This is a genomic window from Sulfuritalea hydrogenivorans sk43H (assembly GCF_000828635.1).
Lineage (GTDB): Bacteria > Pseudomonadota > Gammaproteobacteria > Burkholderiales > Rhodocyclaceae > Sulfuritalea > Sulfuritalea hydrogenivorans.
In genome coordinates, this window is sequence record NZ_AP012547.1 from 2345821 (window position 1) to 2365796 (window position 19976).

General features: G+C 65.4%; 16 protein-coding genes. 3 read left to right on the forward strand and 13 right to left on the reverse strand.

Going from position 1 to position 19976, the window contains the following annotated elements:
- Positions 1-9: 9 nt before the first annotated feature.
- From map to SUTH_RS11340, 3 genes are read left to right on the forward strand one after another with little or no spacing between them, the layout of a single operon-like run.
- A complete protein-coding gene (gene map, locus SUTH_RS11330) occupies positions 10-819 on the forward strand; it encodes a type I methionyl aminopeptidase (protein WP_041099343.1) in 810 nt (269 codons plus the stop codon).
- A 33-nt stretch (positions 820-852) separates the two neighbouring features.
- Positions 853-3426: a [protein-PII] uridylyltransferase gene (locus SUTH_RS11335; RefSeq protein WP_041099345.1), complete on the forward strand. Its 2574-nt coding sequence runs from the start codon at positions 853-855 to the stop codon at positions 3424-3426.
- Positions 3427-3433: 7 nt separating this feature from the next.
- Positions 3434-3907, forward strand: a complete 474-nt coding sequence (locus tag SUTH_RS11340; protein WP_052473560.1) for a cyclic nucleotide-binding domain-containing protein — start codon at positions 3434-3436, stop codon at positions 3905-3907.
- Between the two features lie 101 nt (positions 3908-4008).
- Here the strand turns inward: SUTH_RS11340 and SUTH_RS11345 are convergent, their stop codons facing one another.
- From SUTH_RS11345 to SUTH_RS11405, 13 genes are all read right to left on the reverse strand, one after another.
- Entirely contained in the window at positions 4009-4476 is a 468-nt protein-coding gene (locus tag SUTH_RS11345; RefSeq protein WP_041099347.1) for a bacteriohemerythrin, read from the reverse strand.
- A gap of 177 nt (positions 4477-4653) precedes the next feature.
- Positions 4654-5664 (reverse strand): hypothetical protein, encoded by a 1011-nt coding sequence (locus SUTH_RS11350; RefSeq protein ID WP_041099349.1) that lies wholly within the window; start codon positions 5662-5664, stop codon positions 4654-4656.
- 45 nt (positions 5665-5709) lie between these two features.
- Positions 5710-6672, reverse strand: a complete 963-nt coding sequence (locus SUTH_RS11355; protein ID WP_052473561.1) for a DUF1353 domain-containing protein — start codon at positions 6670-6672, stop codon at positions 5710-5712.
- Between the two features lie 37 nt (positions 6673-6709).
- On the reverse strand, positions 6710-7138 hold the full coding sequence (locus SUTH_RS11360) for a DUF1353 domain-containing protein (protein ID WP_041099351.1): 429 nt from the start codon (positions 7136-7138) through the stop codon (positions 6710-6712).
- A gap of 119 nt (positions 7139-7257) precedes the next feature.
- Entirely contained in the window at positions 7258-7881 is a 624-nt protein-coding gene (locus tag SUTH_RS11365) for a hypothetical protein (protein WP_041099353.1), read from the reverse strand.
- A 309-nt stretch (positions 7882-8190) separates the two neighbouring features.
- Complete coding sequence (locus SUTH_RS11370) at positions 8191-9276, reverse strand: polyamine ABC transporter substrate-binding protein (RefSeq protein ID WP_052473562.1); 1086 nt, start codon at positions 9274-9276, stop codon at positions 8191-8193.
- Positions 9273-10052: an ABC transporter permease gene (locus SUTH_RS11375; protein WP_041099354.1), complete on the reverse strand. Its 780-nt coding sequence runs from the start codon at positions 10050-10052 to the stop codon at positions 9273-9275. The genes SUTH_RS11370 and SUTH_RS11375 overlap by 4 nt, the downstream gene beginning before the upstream one ends.
- A 166-nt stretch (positions 10053-10218) precedes the next feature.
- Positions 10219-11061, reverse strand: a complete 843-nt coding sequence (locus SUTH_RS11380; protein ID WP_041099356.1) for an ABC transporter permease — start codon at positions 11059-11061, stop codon at positions 10219-10221.
- A gap of 11 nt (positions 11062-11072) precedes the next feature.
- The gene (locus SUTH_RS11385; protein WP_041099358.1) at positions 11073-12158 is read right to left on the reverse strand and encodes an ABC transporter ATP-binding protein; all 1086 of its coding nucleotides are present in this window, start codon (positions 12156-12158) and stop codon (positions 11073-11075) included.
- 61 nt (positions 12159-12219) lie between these two features.
- On the reverse strand, positions 12220-13152 hold the full coding sequence (locus SUTH_RS11390; protein WP_041099360.1) for a DHH family phosphoesterase: 933 nt from the start codon (positions 13150-13152) through the stop codon (positions 12220-12222).
- A gap of 18 nt (positions 13153-13170) precedes the next feature.
- On the reverse strand, positions 13171-16518 hold the full coding sequence (locus SUTH_RS11395) for a UvrD-helicase domain-containing protein (protein WP_041099362.1): 3348 nt from the start codon (positions 16516-16518) through the stop codon (positions 13171-13173).
- Complete coding sequence (locus SUTH_RS11400; protein WP_052473563.1) at positions 16515-19328, reverse strand: PD-(D/E)XK nuclease family protein; 2814 nt, start codon at positions 19326-19328, stop codon at positions 16515-16517. The genes SUTH_RS11395 and SUTH_RS11400 overlap by 4 nt, the downstream gene beginning before the upstream one ends.
- A gap of 6 nt (positions 19329-19334) precedes the next feature.
- On the reverse strand, positions 19335-19889 hold the full coding sequence (locus SUTH_RS11405; protein WP_052473564.1) for an ORF6N domain-containing protein: 555 nt from the start codon (positions 19887-19889) through the stop codon (positions 19335-19337).
- Between the last annotated feature and the right edge of the window lie 87 nt (positions 19890-19976).

The window sequence follows — 19976 nt, forward strand, 5'->3', positions numbered from 1 at the left end:
CCCGCTTTCATGGCCATTTCAATAAAAACCGCCCAGGACATCGCCGAGATGCGGGTCGCCTGTCGCCTGGCGGGCGAGGTCCTCGACTACATCGAGCCCTTCGTCAAACCGGGCATCACCACCGCCGCTCTCGACAAGCTCTGCCACGACTACATGGTCGACGTGCAGGGCTGCATTCCGGCGCCGCTCAACTACGCGCCGCCCGGTTACGCGCCCTATCCCAAATCGATCTGCGCCTCGGTCAACCATCAGGTCTGCCATGGCGTGCCCAACGACCGCGCGCTGAAGAAGGGCGACATCGTCAACCTCGACATCACCACCATCAAGGACGGCTGGCACGGCGACACCAGCCGCACCTACTGCGTCGGCGAAACCTCGATCCTCGCCAAACGGCTGGTATCGATGACGCACGAATGCATGTGGGTCGGCATCGCGCAGGTCAAGCCCGGCGTGCATCTGGGCGCGGTCGGCAATGCGATCCAGAAGCACGCCGAAGGCGCGGGATTTTCCGTGGTGCGCGAATTCTGCGGTCACGGCATCGGCCGCAATTTCCACGAAGAACCCCAGGTGCTGCACTACGGCAAGGCCAGCGACGGCCCGCTGCTGGTGCCCGGCATGGTATTCACCATCGAACCGATGATCAACGCCGGCAAGGCGGCCATTTCCGAACTGCCGGACGGCTGGACCATCGTCACCAAGGACCGCAGCCTTTCCGCCCAGTTCGAACACACCGTCTGCGTTACCGAAACCGGCGTCGAGGTGATGACGATGTCCGCCGGTGCGCCACCCTGCCCGGCCCACATCCGCATCACGCCCTGAGCGTCCTCGCCAAGCCCGACGCCTTTTGAATCCATGAGCGAACTGCGCGAACTGGCGGCCGATGCGCGCCGACGCCTGGGCGAAGGGCAGCAGGCGCTGACCGCCGCCTGGCGGGAAAAGAAGGACGGCGTGGCCCTGCTTCGCGGCCGCGCGGCGCTGGTCGATAACGCCCTGCGGGAAGTCTGGAACGCGCTGGACATGCCTGCCACCTGCGCCCTGGCCGCGGTCGGCGGCTACGGCCGCGGCGCGCTCTACCCCGGCTCCGACGTCGACCTGCTGATCCTGGTGCCGGACGAACTCGGCATTGCCTGCGAATCAGGGACCGCGCCGCAACTTGAGCAACTGGTCGGCCTGCTGTGGGACATCGGGCTCGACATCGGCCACAGCGTGCGCACCATCGACCACTGTCTGGACGAGGCCGAGCGCGACATCACGGTCAAGACCGCGCTGCTCGAAGCCCGCTACCTGGCCGGCTCGCGCGCTCTCTTCGACGATTTCGAGCAGAGCTACAACGCCGCGCTGGAACCCGCCGCGTTCTTCAGGGCCAAGCAACTGGAACAGGCGGAACGCTATGCCAGGTTCAACGACACGCCCTACAGCCTCGAACCCAACTGCAAGGAAAGTCCCGGCGGCCGCCGCGACCTGCAGGTAATCCGCTGGGTGGCGCGCGCCGCCGGCATCGGCGAAGACTGGAAAGCGCTGGCCAAGGCCAAACTCATCACCACGTCCGAAGTGCGCCAGCTGGAAAGCGCCGACCAGTTCCTGCGCGACCTGCGCATCGAACTGCACCTGCTGACCGGGCGCCGCGAAGACAGGCTGCTGTTCGACCACCAGGAAAAGCTCGCCGCGGCGATGGGCGTCCATCCGACCGATGCCAAGCGCGCCTCCGAAGTGCTGATGCAGCGCTACTACCAGAACGCCAAGCTGGTCACGCAGCTCAACTCGCTGGTGATGCAGGTGCTGAGCGACCGCCTGCTGCCGGCGCGCGAAGGCCCGCCGATCATCATCGACGCCCACTTCCAGATGGTGCGCGAACAGCTCGACGTACGCACCGAAGACGTCTTCCAGCGCCATCCGCGCGCCATCCTCGAATGCTTCCTGCTGCAGATGCAGCGCTCCGAGCTCAAGGGCATGACGCCGCGCACCCTGCGCGCCCTGTGGCGCGCCCAGGACCGCGTCGACGCCGCCTTTCGCCGCGATCCGGAAAACCGCGCGCTGTTCCTCAAGCTGTTCCAGCAGAACCACCTGATCCACCCGCTGCGGCGCATGAACCAGTACGACATCCTCGGCCGCTACCTGCCGGCCTTCGGCCAGATCGTCGGCCAGATGCAGCACGACCTGTTCCATGTCTATACCGTCGACCAGCACATCCTGCAGGTGATGCGCAACCTGCGGCGCTTCGCCATGCCCGAATTCGCCCACGAGTACCCGTTCTGCTCGCGCCTGATGGCGGGCTTCGAGAAGCGCTGGCTGCTGTATGTCGCCGCCCTGTTCCACGACATCGCCAAGGGCCGCGGCGGCGACCACTCGCAACTCGGCAAGAAGGACGCCGCGCGCTTCTGCCGCGACCACGGCGTCAGCGAGGAAGACACCGCGCTGGTGGTATTCCTCGTCGAACACCACCTGACCATGTCGCAAGTGGCGCAGAAGCAGGATCTCGCCGATCCCGACGTCATCCTCGCCTTTGCCCGCAAGGTGGGCGACATCCGTCGCCTCACCGCGCTCTATCTGCTTACCGTCGCCGACATCCGCGGCACCAGCCCGAAGGTGTGGAACGCCTGGAAGGGCAAGCTGCTCGAAGACCTGTTCCGCATGACGGCGGGTGTCCTCAAGGGCACCGCGGTGCTCCAGCTCACCGGCGTCTCCGAACGGCAGGAAGAGGCGCGCGGCATCCTGCGCTACCACGGCCTGCGTCCCGACGTCGAACTCGAACTCTGGAGCCAGCTCGACACCGGCTATTTCATGCGCCATACCGCCGAGGAAATCGCCTGGCATACGCGCACCCTCTACCATCGCCCTTCAAGCCCCGAGCCGGTGGTGCGCGCGCGCCTCAATCCGATGGGCGACGGCCTCCAGGTGATGGTCTATGCCAAGGACCAGCCCCTGCTGTTCGCGCGACTCTGCGGCTTCTTCGCGCGGCTGGGCTACAGCATCGTCGACGCCAAGATCCACACCACGCGCCACGGCTACGCGCTGGACAGCTTCGTCGTCTTCGCCTTCGATTCGACGCTGGCCTATCGCGACATGATCGGCCTGATCGAGCACGACATCACCGAACAGCTCACGCAGCAGCCGCCCCTGCCGGCGGGGTTCGGCGGACGCCTGTCGCGACTGGTGCGCCACTTCCCGGTGACGCCGGAAGTCGATATCCGCGCCGACGAGCGCGGCAACCAGTACCTGATGGCGATCAGCGCCGCCGACCGGCCGGGCCTGCTCTACGCCATTGCCCGCGTCCTCAGCCAGCATGGCATCACCCTGCACACCGCCAAGATCGCCACCCTCGGCGAACGCGTCGAGGACGTGTTCCTCATCAGCGGCCGGGAACTGGCGCAAACCGCCACGCTGGTCAGGCTGGAACAGGACCTCCTGACCGTGCTTCAGGTATGATTCCGCCATGAGCTGGATTCGCGAACAATTCACCTTCACCGACCTGCAGCGGCTGCTGTTCAAGCTGTCCGAACACGTCAAGGCCTTCCAGGGACTCACCCCCGCCGAAATCAGCGACCTGCTCGGCAGTTCCGAAAAATGCACCTTCGTGCCCGGCGCCTACATCGTCAAGGAAGGCAATGTCGGCACCCACATGTACATCATCCTCAACGGCGAAGCGCGCGTGCTCAAGAACGGGCGCGGCGGCGAAGTGGAACTGGCGCGCCTGGCGGCCGCCGACAGCTTCGGCGAAATGGCCCTGGCCGACAACGAAGCGCGCAGCGCCAGCGTCATCGCCGACACCGATTGCGTGCTGGTCCGCATCAACGACCAGATCATCAATGCGCGGCCCGAGATCGGCCTCAAGGTCTATCGCAACATCGCCAAGGTAGTCTCGGCCCGCCTGCGCGCCGCCGACGAACTGCTGGCCTGGCGCCTCTAGGCCGTCACCGCGCGTCGCACTGAAAGCAGCCTGAAAAGTCGGCGCCGGCGATACGGCGCTTTCCCCGCGAACGCCCCTGATCGAACAGAACGCCGGAGCGCTCAGCGGCCCTTGCCGAAGAACCCGGCAACCGAACGACTCAGCCAGTCCTCTCCCGCGTCGCCCTTGACCATGCCACCGATGCTGCGCTTCACATCGGGTACGAAGCCCTTGTCTTCCCGCTTGATGTGCAGCACCAGCCAGGTGCTGAGCATGTCGTGGAATTGCCTGGCGACATCCTCGCCGGCGATGTGCCGGTCCCGATACTTCCCCACGCGCTTGACGAACACGTCATGCACCGCCTTGTGCGACTTGGCGTGCTTGTACCCGACCCTGACCTGCAGGTCTTCCTCGAAAGGAAAGTGGGAACGGCAATACTCCTCCACGGAATCGAGCACCCGCCCGACCGAGGCCGAATCCTTCTGCTCGATGGCGACCTCCAACTGGTTGATGCAATCGACAATCTTCCTGTGCTGCTGGTCGATTGCCTCGATCCCCGTTTCGAGGTCGCTGGTCCAAACCACTGCCATTTTTGCTCTTCCAGAAAATACGATACCGTCGCCGGCGCCCGGCGACGCAGCCGAGAATGCCGCCGCACGGCCGTATTCTGCGGGTAAGTGGATTGAACGACAACCCGGGACGGAGAATCCGTTGCAAATCAGGAGTCGGCGCCGGCGGTACGGCGATTCGCGCGCGCCGTTCGGCGCCTAGGCGGAAATTGCGACGCCGTGGTCGGGATCGCTGGTCAGTATCTCGAAGGCGGCACGATTCGTCGCCTCCAGCGACTCGCTGATGCCGGCCCGTTTGTCGTGGAAGCGAAGCGTGCAACGCGCGATCTTGCTGTTAAGGCAATGTTTGACGCCGCCGGGCGGGTTGCGATAGGCGAGGCCGACAAACGCATCGCGCGGCGCCGAAATCACCCCGTCGATGACGACCTCCGCCGTTTCCGACGTGAACTTCCAATTGAAGTAATCGAAGGAACCGCGCGCCCGAAGCCCCTGCAGCAAGCCGGTGAGCGCGTATTCCCTTTGCCGGTGGCGCAGCACCAGCGGCGTCAGCGGCGGTGTCCAGAAGGGACCGATGCGCAAGCGCGCCGTCGCTACCTCCAGAAAACTGTCGGGGTGCGCATCGAAGCCCGCCACCTGGCCCCAGGCATACAGATCGGTGTGGCGGCGGCCCCAGTTATGGTTCTGGCTGCCGACCCAACCCGTCACGTCGATCGCTGCGCCATTGACCGACAAGCCGCCACTGAAGCGCGCCAGCGGCAAACTGACCAGGCTCTTCGCCGCGGGAAACCCGCCCTGGTAAAGCTTGAAGGGCAACAGCAGGACGGGCGTGGCCCTGCCTTCTAATGCCAGGTCCCAGGCCAATGCTTGTCCCTTGCTCGCGACGACCCCCTGCAAACGATGCGGACCGAGCGTCGCCGCGCCGACCCGAACGCCGAACCTTGAGATGTCGAACAGGCAGTCGGCCAACGGATATTCCTGTTTTGCGACGGCATGCCGGCCGGTTTCGCCATCGAAGAAGACGGCCCAGAGTTCACCAACCGCATCCCCGGCATGGCCCTTGGGGCAGAAGATCGTGTAGCGAATCCAGAACCCCAGCGGGCGCGCCGGATGATTGGCCCGAAGGAAAAAACTCTCGTAGTGCCCCTCGGCCTGGCCGCGAAAGCGGGCGAGATTGACGGTTTGAAGGAAGGCCTCAATATCGCTTGGCATGGCAGTCCGTGTGTTGGTATGTCCCGACGAGAAAGACGAGGCCGGCTATCTCGAGTGTCCCGACTTGATTTCCAGCGACTTCAGATCGAGCTGATCGCCAAGAAGCGCCCCGCTGTTTGCATCCAGCTTGAAATACTTTCCAGACTGAACCTTTTTCACCGTATCAGGCGTCAGCACGACCGCTGCGTTATACCGCGGCATTTCGCTATTGTCCCAAGCCTTGACCTGATCGAGCCCCGAAACATTCCATTGCGAAAGCACCCCGAGCTTCGCGGCACTCTTGCCATAATCCTTGGTGGAAAAGACTGAGCGGTACTGGTCCGCATTCTTGGCGATGTCGTCCAGCGATGCGCCCACTTGACCGCTGGCAGAGATGTCCAGCACCTTGCCGTTGCTCGTCTTCAGCGAACGCGCGACGGTGGACGCCTTGCTCAGCGCCAGGGCCAGCGTATCGGGATCGTTGAGATCGATCGTCGGCAGCGACGATATCGTCAGCTTGACCTCGGGCAGCCCGGAACAAAATATCTTGTCGCCCATCGGATTGCATTTCAAATTCTGTGCGACGCGCTTGTCCAGCTTCCATTTGGGGCCGAAGGTCGCCACCGCCCAGTACATGAACTTGGCCTTCCACTCCTCGACGCCGTTTGCCCGCATCCCGTAGTAGAAATTGCGGTGCGTGTCGTGCTCGGTCCGGCTCTTCTCGTTGCAATAGTGATCGTGGATCACCGACGCCTTGATGTAGGCCCCCTCGAATGGCCCGCCAATGAACGACCAGAAGGCCTGGGGAATCGACGCGCCATCCACTTCCTTGCCGGGCGGCACGATCCAGAGCAGCCCGTTCGGATCGACAAAGCGGAACTGGGCCGCCAGCTTGAACATCGGCCGCGGCTGCGCGTCTACGAATCGCCCTTCGAGCGGATCGCGAAATTCTCCAAAAAACTCCGGTGCCGCCATTGCCGGCGATGCCGAAAGGCCAACCAGAACTAACAGGAATGCAAGGATTCGCATGGCTTTCTCCCAAGGGTGCTGTAGATAGCGTTGGACGTCAGGGCTCACAACCCTCCGGCGCCCTGATCACCGGCCTTTTGTCAGCCGGATCGGCCGCCGGGTCGGCGAAGAGGCGGACACCGTGATACACCCACCACGCCCGTACCGACCACATGCCGTCCTCCTTGCAGATTTTCTGCAAAACGCGGTCTGCCGGTTCCCGATAGATGTTGTGGTCGAGGTGGCTTTCCCGCATCAACTGGTACAGCGCATCGTGGATCAGTGACCCGCGCATGAAGCTCAGCGTGTCGATGGTCGGCCCTGAAGGGCCGTCCCAGGCATAGCCTTTGGCGATGGTCAGGTTCCCCGCCGTGTCGAGATCGATGTATTCCGTGTCGATCGCGGTGGCCGGCGTGATGTCGATGGCGACCGCATACGCCTCCTTGAGCTGATACTTGTACCCGTCGTTGTAGGCGATGCATTTCATTTGGCCCTCCCGATTCAGTCGACAGCCAACACTTGATTTGCAAATTTAGCGGCCGGGGCAACCGGGAAGTCGAGCATCTCGATTGCCCCACCACGACGTCTTTCGCTTGTTTGCGAAAATTACTTCGTAGTTGCCTTGCCGGCCGCGTCTGCAGATGCCTTTGCCGCATCGGCGCTCTTGGCCGCAGCATCCGCCGAGGCTTTGGCGTCACCAGCCGCCGTCTGTGCCGAGCTGATCATTTGCTGCGTAAGCCTTTGCGCAACCAGCGGCAACTCGGCCTTGATCAGTTCGACGGCCTTCTCCAGCAACGCATCGAATCTGGTGGCGTACGCGTTGTCCTTGATATCACCGTTCATTCGGGCCTGGCACAAGGCGAAGGAACCATCACGGAACAACTGGATGCCCTGCGTCCTGACGAACAGGGTATTGATCGACGTCGCCAAAGTTTTCGCTATCTCGCCGCTGATCCTGGCTTCGTTTCCGCTAGTCGCCTTCGCGCTGGCTTCGGCGGCGGCTCGAATGGAACTGTTGATCGCCTCGGCAACATCCGGCGACGGCTCGGCGCAGAAGTGATCCTTCTTGAGGTCGACCAACACCATTCGCCGCTCGGCAGTAGTCGCCAAAGTGCCGATACGATCACCTACGTGGTCTTCGATTACCGGCTTCTCTTTTGGTGGCGTAAACGCAGAGCATGCAGCCAAGCCGATCGCAGGAATGGAAATCATCAGCAGCTTGATGTTCATTTCTACCTCCTTCGCCGTGAGTGGATGGGAACAACTCCGTGTGACCTGATAGAGGTTGATTCCTTGGTTCTGAAAGATGTCCGTTTCATGACTGAAACATCCTGTCGCTTAGACATGGCATCGATTTCTGCCGAGCATCCAGCCTTCCACCCTTGCGAAAAGATCGTGACAGGAGTTGCTCTGCACATTACGAGCGCATTCCAATGCCACGTCAATATGCACCGCAGCACCTTTGGCGCATTTTTATGTCATTGGTACTAAAGGAAAAAGCGCAGAACGAGTCGGCGCTGGCGATACGGCGATTTGCGTCTATCGCACTTTAATTTCCGTCCACATCCGCGACAGGCTGCGGCGCAGTTTCGGATCGAAGTCGCGCAGCATTTCCAGGCGCTGCAATTCGGCCGGCGGGGGAAAGATGCCGGGGTTGGCGGCGATCTCGGGGCGGATGTGGGCGGTCGCGGCGGCGTTGGGGTTGCCGGCGCCGATCAGGTTGGAGACGTCGGCGGCGTTTTCGCCTTCGAGCATGAAGTCGATGAACTGGTGCGCGAGATCGGGCCGGCGGCCGGTCTTGTGCAGCACGAAGTTGTCCACCGCCAGCACCGCGCCCTCCTTCGGCGTGGCGAAGCCTATCTGGAAGGGACGCTTGGCCGCCGCCGCGTCCTGCTGTGCGCGGAACATGTCGTTCGAGTAGCCGTGGGCGACCCAGATGGTGCCGATGGCCAGATCCTTGATGTAGGTGCTGTTGGAAAACGCCGTCCACCAAGGCTTGGCGCGCAGGATCAGGCGCTTGGCTTGTTCCCACTTGGCGGGGTCGTGGTCCTGCACGGAGTAGCCGAGGTATTTCATCGCCGCCGCCATGAGTTCGCGCTGGCTGTTGAGTACGGTGACGCGGCCCTTGAGCTTCTTCAGGTGCTGCGGCTCGAAAATCAGCGCCCAGCTGTCGGTGGGCAGGTCCAGCTCCTTCATCTTGTCGATATTGAATCCGAGCAGCGTGACGGATGTGGCGTAGGGCACCGAATGGCGGTTGCCCGGATCGAACCAGGTGTCGAGGAATTCGCGCTTGACGTTGCGCAAGTTCGGCAGCTTCGCCTTGTCGATCTCGCGCAGGGCCTTGCGCCGCACCAGCGATTCGACGGCATTGCCGGTGGGCACCAGCACGTCGTAGCCGACGGCGCCGGCTTCCAGCTTGGCCAGCATTTCCTCGTTGTCGGAGTAGTAGTCCTGCTTGAGCCGGCATTTGCAGTGGGCCTCGAAGCGCTGCACCGTGTCTTCGGAAATGTAGTTGTTCCAGTTGTAGAGGTAGAGCGTGTCGATCGCCCGGGCCGGCAGGCTCGCCAGCAGCAGCGCCGATAGAACGAAGGCCAGAAGTCGGCGCTGGCGGTGCGGCGATTTCACTGGCGCGCCTTCAGCACATCGGGCGCGAGGCGCGACGCTACCAGGATCAGCGTCAGGGTCAGCGCCATCAGCAGCGTGGATACGGCATTGACCTCGGGCGTGATGGCGACCTTGATCATCGAGTAGATCTGCAGCGGCAGCGTATTCACGCCGACGCCGGCGACGAAGAAGGTGATGACGAAATCGTCGATCGAGAGCGTGAAGGCCATCAGGAAGCCGGCCACCAGTGCCGGCATGATCAGCGGCAGCGTGACGCGACGGAAGGTGGCCCAGGGCGTGGCGCCGAGGTCGCGCGCCGCCTCGAAGATGCTTTCGTCCATGCCGGCCAGGCGCGCGCGCACGATCACGGCGACGAAGCCGATGCTGAAGGTAATGTGCGCGGCGAGGATCGAGAACAGGCCCAGCGACAGATCGAGCACCTGGCGGAAGAACAGCAGCAAGGACACGCCGAGCAGGATTTCCGGCATCGCCACCGGCGTCAGCACCAGGAAGGGCAGCCAGCGCGGGCGGTAGCGGTGCATGGACAGCCCCGCCATGGCGCCGAGCAGGGTCGACACGCTGCTGGAGACCAGCGCGATCAGCAGCGAGTTGGCGGCGGCGTGCAGCATGTCGTCGTCGTGCAGCAGCTTGGTGTACCAGCGCGTGGTGAAGCCGACCCACTCGGCGTTGAGCACCGAGTCGTTGAAGGAGAACAGCACCACCACCGCCAGCGGAATGTAGAGGAAGGCGTAGGTAGCGAGCGAGGCGGTCCAGAGCCAGAAGCGGGATGAGTTCATAACGGAAACCCGGCTTCTATCCGCAGATTACGCAGATTATGCCGAGAGGGCTGCGGAGTGACCTGCATCCGGAACTTTCCCGCCAGACGACGCGCATGGGCCAGGCAGCGCGCCGATCCATCTGCGTCAATCTGCGAAATCTGCGGACAAAATGCCTTTGGCAACTTCACGAAACCGCCTCCGTCCCGTGCAGCCCTCGCTTCGAGGCCCAGGCGGTGAGCCCCGCCAGCGCCAGCACGCAGGCCGTTAGCATGATCGACAGCGCCGAGCCGAGCGGCCAGTCGCGGTTTTCCAGGAACTGTTCCTTGATCAGGTTGCCGATCAGGATGTCGCCGGTGCCGCCGAGCAGTTCCGGCACGGCGAACATGCCCAGCACGGGGATGAAGACCAGCGCCGAACCGGAGAAGATGCCGGGCAGCGAGAGCGGAAAGGTCACGCGCCAGAAGCGCGTCCAGGCATTGGCGCCGAGGTCCTGCGCGGCTTCGAGCAGGGCTGGATCATGTTTTTCGAGGTTGGTGTAGAGCGGCAGCACCATGAAGGGCAGGTGCGCATAGACCATGCCGACAATCACGGCGAAGGGCGTGTACAGCAGGTTGACCGGGCCCAGCAGCATGATCCAGGCATAGATGCGCACCAGGAAATTGCTGGCGAAGGGCAGGATCACCAGCAGCACCAAAAAGTCGCGGCGCTGCCTGGGGCTTCGCGCGATCAGCCAGGCCAGCGGGTAGGCGAGCACGATGCAGAGCAGCGTGGTCAGCGCGGCGACCAGAAAGGAACGGGCGAAGATTTCGAGGTAGATGACGTCGCCGCCGAGGAAGCGGTAGGCATCCAGCGTCAGCGCGGCGAGGCTGTCGATGGGCGCGAGGCCGCCGAACTCGCCGGTTTCGCGAAAGCCGGCGACCACCACGATCAGCGCCGGGACGAGGAAGAAGGCGAGCAGGAACAGCGTGGGCGGCAGCGTGACGATCCACTTGGTCAGGCCCGCCGGCTGGCTTCTCGGTGCGGACACAGGCGGCCTCGCTAGCTTCTGAGGTACACGCCGGCGTCATGCCGCCAGCAGACGGTGACGGCGTCGCCGACTTCGTGGAACTTGGCGCGGCCCGGCGCGGCGTTGGGCATCAGTGCCTCTATCACGCGACCGTTGGCCAGCTCGACCTTGTACAGCGTGACATCGCCCAGATACAGCAGTTCGCGCACCACGCCCTCGAAGCTGTTTTTCAGGTCGGCGGATTCCTTGTGGCCGAAGACGCGGATCAGTTCCGGGCGCAGGGCAAAGGCGCCGCGCTCGCCCACTGCGATCGGGCGCGGGTCGGTGGCGGCGATGTCGCCGAGGCCTTCCGCATGCAGGCCGAGCAGCACCTTGCTCGACGACGTCACTTCGACGTCGAGCAGGTTGATCTTGCCGATGAAGTCGGCGACGAAGCGGTTGGCGGGCTGGGTGTAGAGCTGGTCCGGCTCGTCGCATTGCTCGATGCGGCCGTCCTTCATCACGGCGATGCGATGCGACAGGGCCAGCGCCTCCTGCTGCGAATGCGTGACGAAGATGAAAGTGATGCCGACTTCGCGCTGCAGTGCGATCAGTTCGATCTGCATTTCGACACGCAGCTTGGCGTCGAGCGCGCCCAGCGGCTCATCGAGCAGCAACAGGCGCGGCTGGTTGACCAGGCCGCGCGCCAGCGCCACGCGCTGCTTCTGGCCGCCGGAGAGTTCGTGGGGAAAGCTGTCGGCCTTGTCTTCGAGATGCACCAGGGCCAGGGTTTCGCCGACGCGACGCCGTATCTCCGGCGCCGACTTTCCGGCCATCTCCAGCGGGAAGGCGATGTTGCCTGCCACCGTCATGTGCGGAAACAGCGCGTAGCTCTGGAACACGGTATGCAGCGGGCGTTTTTCCGGCGGCACGCCGGCCAGCGATTGGCCGTCGAGCAATATCTCGCCTTCGTCCGGTTCGTCGAAGCCGGCGATCATGCGCAGGATGGTGGTCTTGCCGCAGCCCGAAGGCCCGAGCAGAGTGAAGAATTCTCCCTGCTCGATGGCGATGGAAACGTCCTTCACCGCTTCGAGCGAACCGAAGCGGCGCGTTAGGTTGCGGATTTCGAGCAGTGCCATGTCGGGTCCGCCGTTCTTCTACCGGCGCCGGCAGGCGGCTGCCTGCCGGTGAAGCAAACGCTCAGCCGTCGGCGTTGATGTTGGTGATCAGCTCCTTCAAAACCGTATCGGCGCGATCGTTGGCGATCTGGCAGGTGCCGGCATTCTCATGGCCGCCGCCGCCGTAGAACAGCATCAGTTCGCCGACGTTGGTGCCGGAGGTGCGATTGATGATCGATTTGCCGGTGGCGAACACGGTGTTCTGCTTCTGCACGCCCCACATGATGTGGATCGAGATGTTGGTCTCGGGGAACAGCGCGTAGATCATGAAGCGATTGACGGCGTAGATCGTCTCCTCGTGGCGCAGGTCGAGCACCGCGAGATTGCCGTACACCGTGGTGCAGCGCTTGATCTGCTCCTTGGCCTTTTCGGCATGCTCGAAATAAAGGTCGACCCGTTCCTTGACATCCGGCAGGGCGAGGATGTCGTCGATGCCGTGATTGCGGCAGTAGGCGATCAGGTCCATCATCAGCTGGTAGTTGCTGACGCGGAACTCGCGGAAACGGCCCAGCCCGGTACGCGAATCCATCAGGTAGTTGAGCAGCACCCAGTCTTTCGGGTCGAGGATTTCCTGGCGCGTGAAGTTCGCCGAGTCGGCCTTGTCGACGGCGATCATCATGTCGTTGAACGACGAAGGGAAGCGCCCCTTGCCGCCGTAGTGCTCGAACACCACGCGCGCGGCGGACGGCGCATCCGGATAGATGATGTGGTTGGGGCGCTCGCCGGGATTGCGGAAAGTCTCGGAGAGATGGTGGTCGAACGCCAGATGCACGCCCGGCACGAAGGGCAGGTTGGTGGTGATGTCGCGTTCGGAGATTTCGATCTTGCCATCCTGCATGTCCTTCGGATGGACGAACTTGATCTCGTCGATCAGATCCAGTTCATTCAGCAACACCGCGCAGGCCAGACCATCAAAATCGCTGCGGGTCACCAGGCGGTATTTTTTGTCGGACATGTCTTTCTCCCGGAAAACTCACTCGAAAGTCGGATTGTATTCCAGACTTGCCAGGATGCCATGGGCGACATAAAACACCGCCAGACGCAGCGGCAAACCATCGCCGGCGAACAGCGCGGCGTAGGACTCCAGTTGCGATTGGTAACGCGCGGCATGGGCTTGCAGGCGCGAGCCATCGGCCGCCGCACCCAGGTCGGCGGTCTTGTAGTCGATGATCCAGCGCTCGCCGTTTTCGACGAAGCTGCGGTCGACGACGCGGGTTATCGCCGTACCGCCGGCGCCGACTCCGGTCAGCGCCAGTTCGGCGGCCGCATCGGCACGGCGGCGCAGCACCCATTGGCCGTCGGCGCTGGCCAGCGTCGTCGCCAGCATCGCGGCGACGCGCGACGCGCCGGTCCGCGCATCGGCCGGCGACCAGCCGCGGCTGGCGAGCCAGCGCTCGAAGCCCGGCTGGCGCTCGGCCATGCGCTGGGGCGACCAGGCTTCCGGCTCGGCGGCGATCAGTTCCAGCACGGCATGGGCCAGCGTGCCCACCGCGGCGGCCAGCGGGTCGACGGTTTCTTCCGGCGCATCCAGTGCCGGCAACGGCAATGCAGGCGCGCGCCACTCGGACGGCACGGCCGGCGCCTTCAGGCGCATCAATTGCGGCACGAAATCCCTCAGCTCGCCGTCGAAAGCGGGAGTCGGCGCTGGCGGTGCGGCGATTGCGGCATGGAAATCCGGTTCGACGGCCGGCCACAGCCGTGCCAGCGGCGAGGCGGCGCGCGGGGCGACCAGCGCGCCCTGCTCGTCGCGGAAGGCCACGCCCACCAGATGCAGGCGGCGCACCGCGCGCGTGGCGGCGACGTAGAGCACGCGGGCGTCCTCGTTGCGGCTGCGCTCCTTCTCCATGCGCTGCAGGAAGTCATACACCGTCGGCTCGCCGGCCTTGCCCGCGCTGCGCCGATTCACCGGCGCGGCGACCAGGCGCTCGCCGCAGGCCAGCGGAAAGCTGTCCCAGGCCAGCAACGGCATGTCGCGCGCCGGGGTTTCGCGGTGCAGGCCGGGCAGGATCACGGTGTCGAATTCGAGGCCCTTGGCCTTGTGCACCGTCATCAGTTGCAGCAAGCCGTCGGCCTGCGCATCGGGCGCGGCGAACAGGCGGGCCATGTCGTCTTCGAGGCTGTCGAGGACGAAGCGCCCCGCCGCGTCGAGCGCGTCGAGACGATTGAAGAAGGCCTGCGCGTCGGACAGGTCGTTCGCAGCGTTCAGGCAATGGGGGCCGCCGAGCTTTTTCCAGGCGTCCTCGACCCAGCGCCGGCGCCGCTGGCGGCCCTGCCCGGCCAGCGCCTCGGCCAGCACCTCGCGCACGTGGCCCAGCCGCTGCCGGCCATCGGCCGACAGGCGACTGATGCGCTCGGCATCCTGCATCAGCGACCAGATCGTGGCCTGATGGTCGTCGCCGGCAAGCGCGTGCAGATCGGCCAGCGTCATGCCGCACCACGGCGCGCGCAGGATCGCCAGCCAATGCACGCGGTCGGCGCGGTGATGCAGGGCGCGGGTCAGCGAGATCAGGTCCTGCACCGCCTGGCGCCCGGCCAGCGGCTCGATTTCCACGGCAGAGAAGCGCCAGCCGGCGCCATGGCGGCGAATCGCGGCGACCAGCGCCGCCAGATGCGCGCGGGCGCGCACCAGCACGGCAATGTTGCGCGTCGGGTCCTCGCGCCACTCGGCTTCGATCAGGGCGACGATGGCTTGCGCCTCGGTGCGCTCGGCGGCGGCGCCCTCGCCCTTTTCGGCCAGCACCGGATGCATGGCGACGCCGGCCTGCGGCAGCGCCCCCCGCGTGGCGACGAACTCGCGATAGCGGATCTCGCCGCGCAGCGGATCGTCGGCGACGGGGAACACTTCGGGGAAGCAGGCATTGATCCAGTCCACCACTTCCGGGCAGGAGCGGTTGTTGCGCGACAGGCGCAAGGGTGTCAGCCGCAGCGCGCCGATGCCGATTTCGGCCACGCGCAGGAAGAGGCCGACGTCGGCCTTGCGGAAGCGGTAGATCGACTGCATCGGATCGCCCACCGCAAACAGCGTGCGACCATCCTCTGGCTGCCAGCCGGCGGTGAGGCGTTCGAGCAGCTCGATCTGCGTCGGACTGGTATCCTGGAATTCGTCGACCAGCAGGTGGCGGATGCGGTAATCGAGACGCAGGCCAAGTTCCGAGGGGTCGAGTTCGTCGCCCAGCGCCGCGATCGCGCGCGCCGCGAGTTCGCCGAAATCGACTTCGCCGCTTTCGCGAAACACCAGCCACAGTTCGGCGGCGGCGAGCTTCATCAGTCGCGCCAGCGCGCGCACCACCTCGTCGTGGTCGTGATCGGACGCCGGCAGTTCGCGCAGACGCTGCAACGCTGCGATCGCCCGGACATCGAGCGCGGCCAGCCGTTCCAGCATGGCGTCCTTCTGCGGCTTGAATTCCTTGCCGGCGGGGAAGCCGTTGTTCACCGTCACGGTCTTGCGCGCCGTGCCTTCCTTGGTCAGCAGGAAATCGGCCAGCGCCCGCCAGCGCGGCAATTCTTCGGGCGCGGCGGTCAACGGCTCGACCCAGTCGACGAAATGGCCATCACCGAGATTGTCCGCGGCATAGCGCGCCAGCGGCATCCACTGCCGCTGCCATCCATCGTCGAGCACCCCGGCGACCAGCGCCAGTTCTTCGCCAACCATCTCGCGCAGGGCTGCGCCGATCGCCGACTCGGGATCATCGAGTTCCGCTATCGCGCGCCATTGCTCGCGCCGTGCCAGCATCTCGGCCAGCAGACGCGCCAGCCGCGCCGCGTCGTTGTCGAGGTGCGCCAGCGCCGTGGCGACCGCCTCGGCATGTTCGCGCTCTTCTTCCCCCTGGCTTTCCAGATGGTCCAGCGCGCGCCGCGCGGCTTCTTCGTAATGCCGCGCGGCCTCGTCGGCCACGGCCGGCTGCGCGCCGAAGCGCGACAGCAGCGGCATCTGCCGTGCCAGGCTGGCGCACAGGGCATCGATGGTGGTCAGGCGCAGCCGCCCCGGCTGGGTCTCGATCTGCCAGCCCAGTTCGCCCGATCGCGCCAGCGCCGCGCGCGCCAGCTCGAAAGTGATGCGCTTGTGCGGCTGCTCGGGCAGCTTGCCTGCGCGCGCCAGTTCGAGGCTTTCGGCAATGCGCTGGCGCATTTCGCCCGCGGCCTTGTTGGTGAAGGTGATGGCGATGATTTCTTCGGGCGCGTCGACGGTGGCCAGCAGGCGCAGGTAGCGCTGCGTCAGCAGCTCGGTCTTGCCCGCGCCGGCCGGCGCCTCGACGATGAAGGAGTCGAGTTCCAGCGCGCGGCGGCGGTTTGCCTCATCGTCGAGCAACAGGTCGTTCATGGGTGCTCATCCTTGGGAGCCGCCACGGACGGCGAACAACCGTCACCCCCTTTCGCGGAAAGGGGGCCGTGGGGTATGCCGTCCAATTGGCCCGCCTCGTCGAATTGCTGCTGCCGTTCGGCGACGCGCAGCAGTGCGCGCACGTCGCAGTATTCGATGTCCTTCTCGGCATCGAATACCACCGCGGCGGCGCCGTCGCGCACCTCGCGCGCGACGGCGGTAAGGCGTTGCGCCCAAAGGCTGCGCAGGGCCGGCCAATCGGGGAAATCCTCCTCCGCGTAGAGCCTGCGCTGCGCTGCGAGCGGCTTCACTTCGGGCAGCAGGCCTTCGTCCTCGCTGACGCCGAGGAAACCCGGTTTGTCCGGCGTGACGCGGGCCAGCGCCACGGCGGCCACATCGCGATCGGGAAACGCCAGCGCGGCGTAGATCGGCAGTTGCGGCTCCTTGATGCGTGCCTCGGCCCAGCTTGCGGCGGAGTCGTTGCGGCCGCTCTTGTAGTCGATCACCACCAGCCGGCCGTCGGCGAGCTGGTCGATGCGGTCGATCACGACGCGCACCGGCAGGCCTTCGATGTCGAGTTCGTGATGCTCCTCGCAGGCGATCACGCGGAAGGGCGCGCGCCTGGCTTCGACCTCCAGCCAGATTGCCAGCAAGGCCTGCAGCCGCTCGTCTTCCAGTTGCCGCAAGCGCGGCGGTAGCGGCTCGGCGGCGCGGCGGTCATGCTCCGCCAGCGCATGGGCCACCACGCGCCGGATCTCCGCGCTGCGGGTGGCGGCATCCATCCGGTTCAGATCGACGAGGCTGCGTCCGCGCCAGAACTCCTCCAGCGCGGCATGCAGCAGCGAGCCGCGCGTTCGCGCGTCGAGGCCGAAAGTCGGCGCCGGCAACACGGCGGCACCGAGCCGGTATTGATAGAAACCCCAGGCCGGGCACACCGCCTGCGCCTTCAGCAGCGCCGTGCCGCCGCGAATGTGCTCGTTCGCGCCGACCGGAGGCGCCCGCGCATCATCGATGCGCGCCAAGCCGGGCTCTTCCGCATGCGGTGGTATCGGCGCAGTTGCCAACTCGCGGCGCGATATGTTCGCCAGCAGCGGACTCGACCGCAAAGGCCGCTCGCCTTCGCGCTGCGCCCACGAAAACACCACTTCACCCGCGCTGGCGCACCACGCGGCTTGCAGGGCTTGCGCCTCGACGGCAAGGCTGTCGGCGCGGGCGGCAGAGATGCCGGCGCGACGCTGCAACTCGGCGGGCAGCAGCGGATTTGGACGCGGCGCCGGCGGCCAGGCGCCTTCGTTGAGCCCCATGACCCAGAGCGCATCGACGGCGCCGGCCAGCGCATCGTCCACAGTGCAAACCTCGATCCGCGCCACAGTGCGACGCGGCGGCTCGAAGGCGTGGTCGCGACACTGCCGCTGCAACTGGCGCAGGGCTTCGCCGGCATCGACCCGGCCCATGACGGCGTCCAGCGCCAGCAGGCCGCCCAGGCCTTCGCGCAATTTATCGCAGGCCGCGCGTTCGGCAACGAGCAAGGCGCGTTGCCCGGGCCAGCCGAGCGCCGCCAGCCACTCGCCGAAGCTCTTGCCCCAGGCCGACGGCGCTTGCCGGCGCGGCGCACGCCTTGCGGCTTCGAGCAGCGCGCCGAGATGCGCCACCAGTTGCGGCGCCTGCAGGCGCAAGGCCGGGTCGGCGCAGAGGCGGCCGACGCCGCGCTGCAAGCGTTCGAGGCTGGTTTCGGGTGGCAGCAATTCGCGCAAGCCGGCCTCGATGCGGGCGCGGGCATCGGCTTCGTCAACATCGGCCGACCAGCCTGTTCCGCAGAGCAGGGCGCCGAATTCGACCTGCGCCACGCGCTGCGAATGCACCAGCACTTGCAGCAGGCGCAAGGCGACATCGACCAGCGGCTCGGCTGCCAGCGGGGACCCGGCGACGAAGGCATGATCGCGCTCCTGCGCGACCCACCCGGCGCCCACCGCGCCGGGATGGAGCACATCGTCGAGCGCGGCTTCGAGCAGCCGCCGGCGTACCTGCAGGTCGGCGACGGCGATGCGAACGCGAGTCGAGGCGTCGCGCGCCAGCCAATCGCGCGCCCACTTCGCGGCATCCATGCATTCAGCTTCGGCATCGGCCAGTTCGGCGCCCGCCGCAGGCACGGTTTCGCCACGGGCGAAGTCGAGTTGGAACAGCTCGACGCCGCGCGCCTCCAGCACCACCAGCAGGCGCGAAATCATCGGATCGGGTGCAATGAAGCCGGCAATGCCGATCCGCGCCGGCAGGCCGCCGATGCCGCGCTCGATGCACTCGATGCGCCAGGCCAGCGTTTCGTCCGCCGTGCGCCAGCCGCCGACCCGGCAGGCCTCGGCCACTTTTTCCCGCCAGCGCCGGAAGGCGCGGTATTCCTCGGTTTGCAAGGCGTCGGCCACCTCGATGCGCCACGCGCGCTCCAGATTCGCCGCCTCCATCGCGGCCAGCGCCATGCCCTCGCGGTCGAACAGTTCCGCCGCCGCGCCGGCATCGGTGGCGATGGCCTGCTCCCACAGGCTGCGTTCCTGCGCCCGGGTGAGGAAAGCGCCGGGCACGCCAGCCGGGGGAATTTCGCCGCGCAGCAGCGCGCCGGACGTAACGTGATCGAGCCACTGCGCCGGCGTCGCGCTCTGCAGCGCCTGCCAGGTGACGGCGCCACGCGCGGCCTGCAATGCTCCATGCGCCCGCCGCAGGCTGCCCGCCAGCCGCGCCGTGGCGCACAGCACCACCGGCTCCGGACCTCCGCGCAGTTCGGCCAGATTTACTTCGGGCAGATCGGGACGAATCATCGCGGATCAGAGGAAACCAATGGCGCGCTTGGGTTTGGCCTTGCGTGCCTGATCGTCCGCGATCAATTGCTTGATGGCATCGAAGATCGTCGAGAACTGCTCGTCGTATCGCATTTCCATGGCCTCGATCTTGCGGGCGAGGTCGCGATTCGAGTCCATCAGCCGGCGCAACTGGACGAAGGTGCGCATGATGGCGATGTTCACTTCAACCGCACGCGGCGAGCGCAACACGCTGGAGAGCATGGCAATCCCTTGCTCGGTGAAGACGTAAGGCACAGCACTGATCTTGCGCCGCGATGCGGTCGCGGGTTGGGGCCTCGCGGGGCTGGCCTTGGTGGATGAGGTCACAGATTGTGACCTCATCTGCGCCCATTCCTCGGCCGTAAGCTGGAACATGAAATCTACCGGAAACCGCTCCAGATTTCTCTTTACTGCCTGGTTGAGAACTTTTGTGCCCACACCATAAAGTTCCGCGAGGTCAGCATCCAGAAGTACTTTCTCGCCACGAATCACCAGAACGAGCGGAGCAAGATTTTCAGGTTTGGGAGTGAGCTTGGGCATTGAAGGAATGATCACCCGGCCAGCGGCAACATCAGCGCACCAATGGCGCACAGCGTGGTGGTGACGATGAACACGGCGAGATCGACG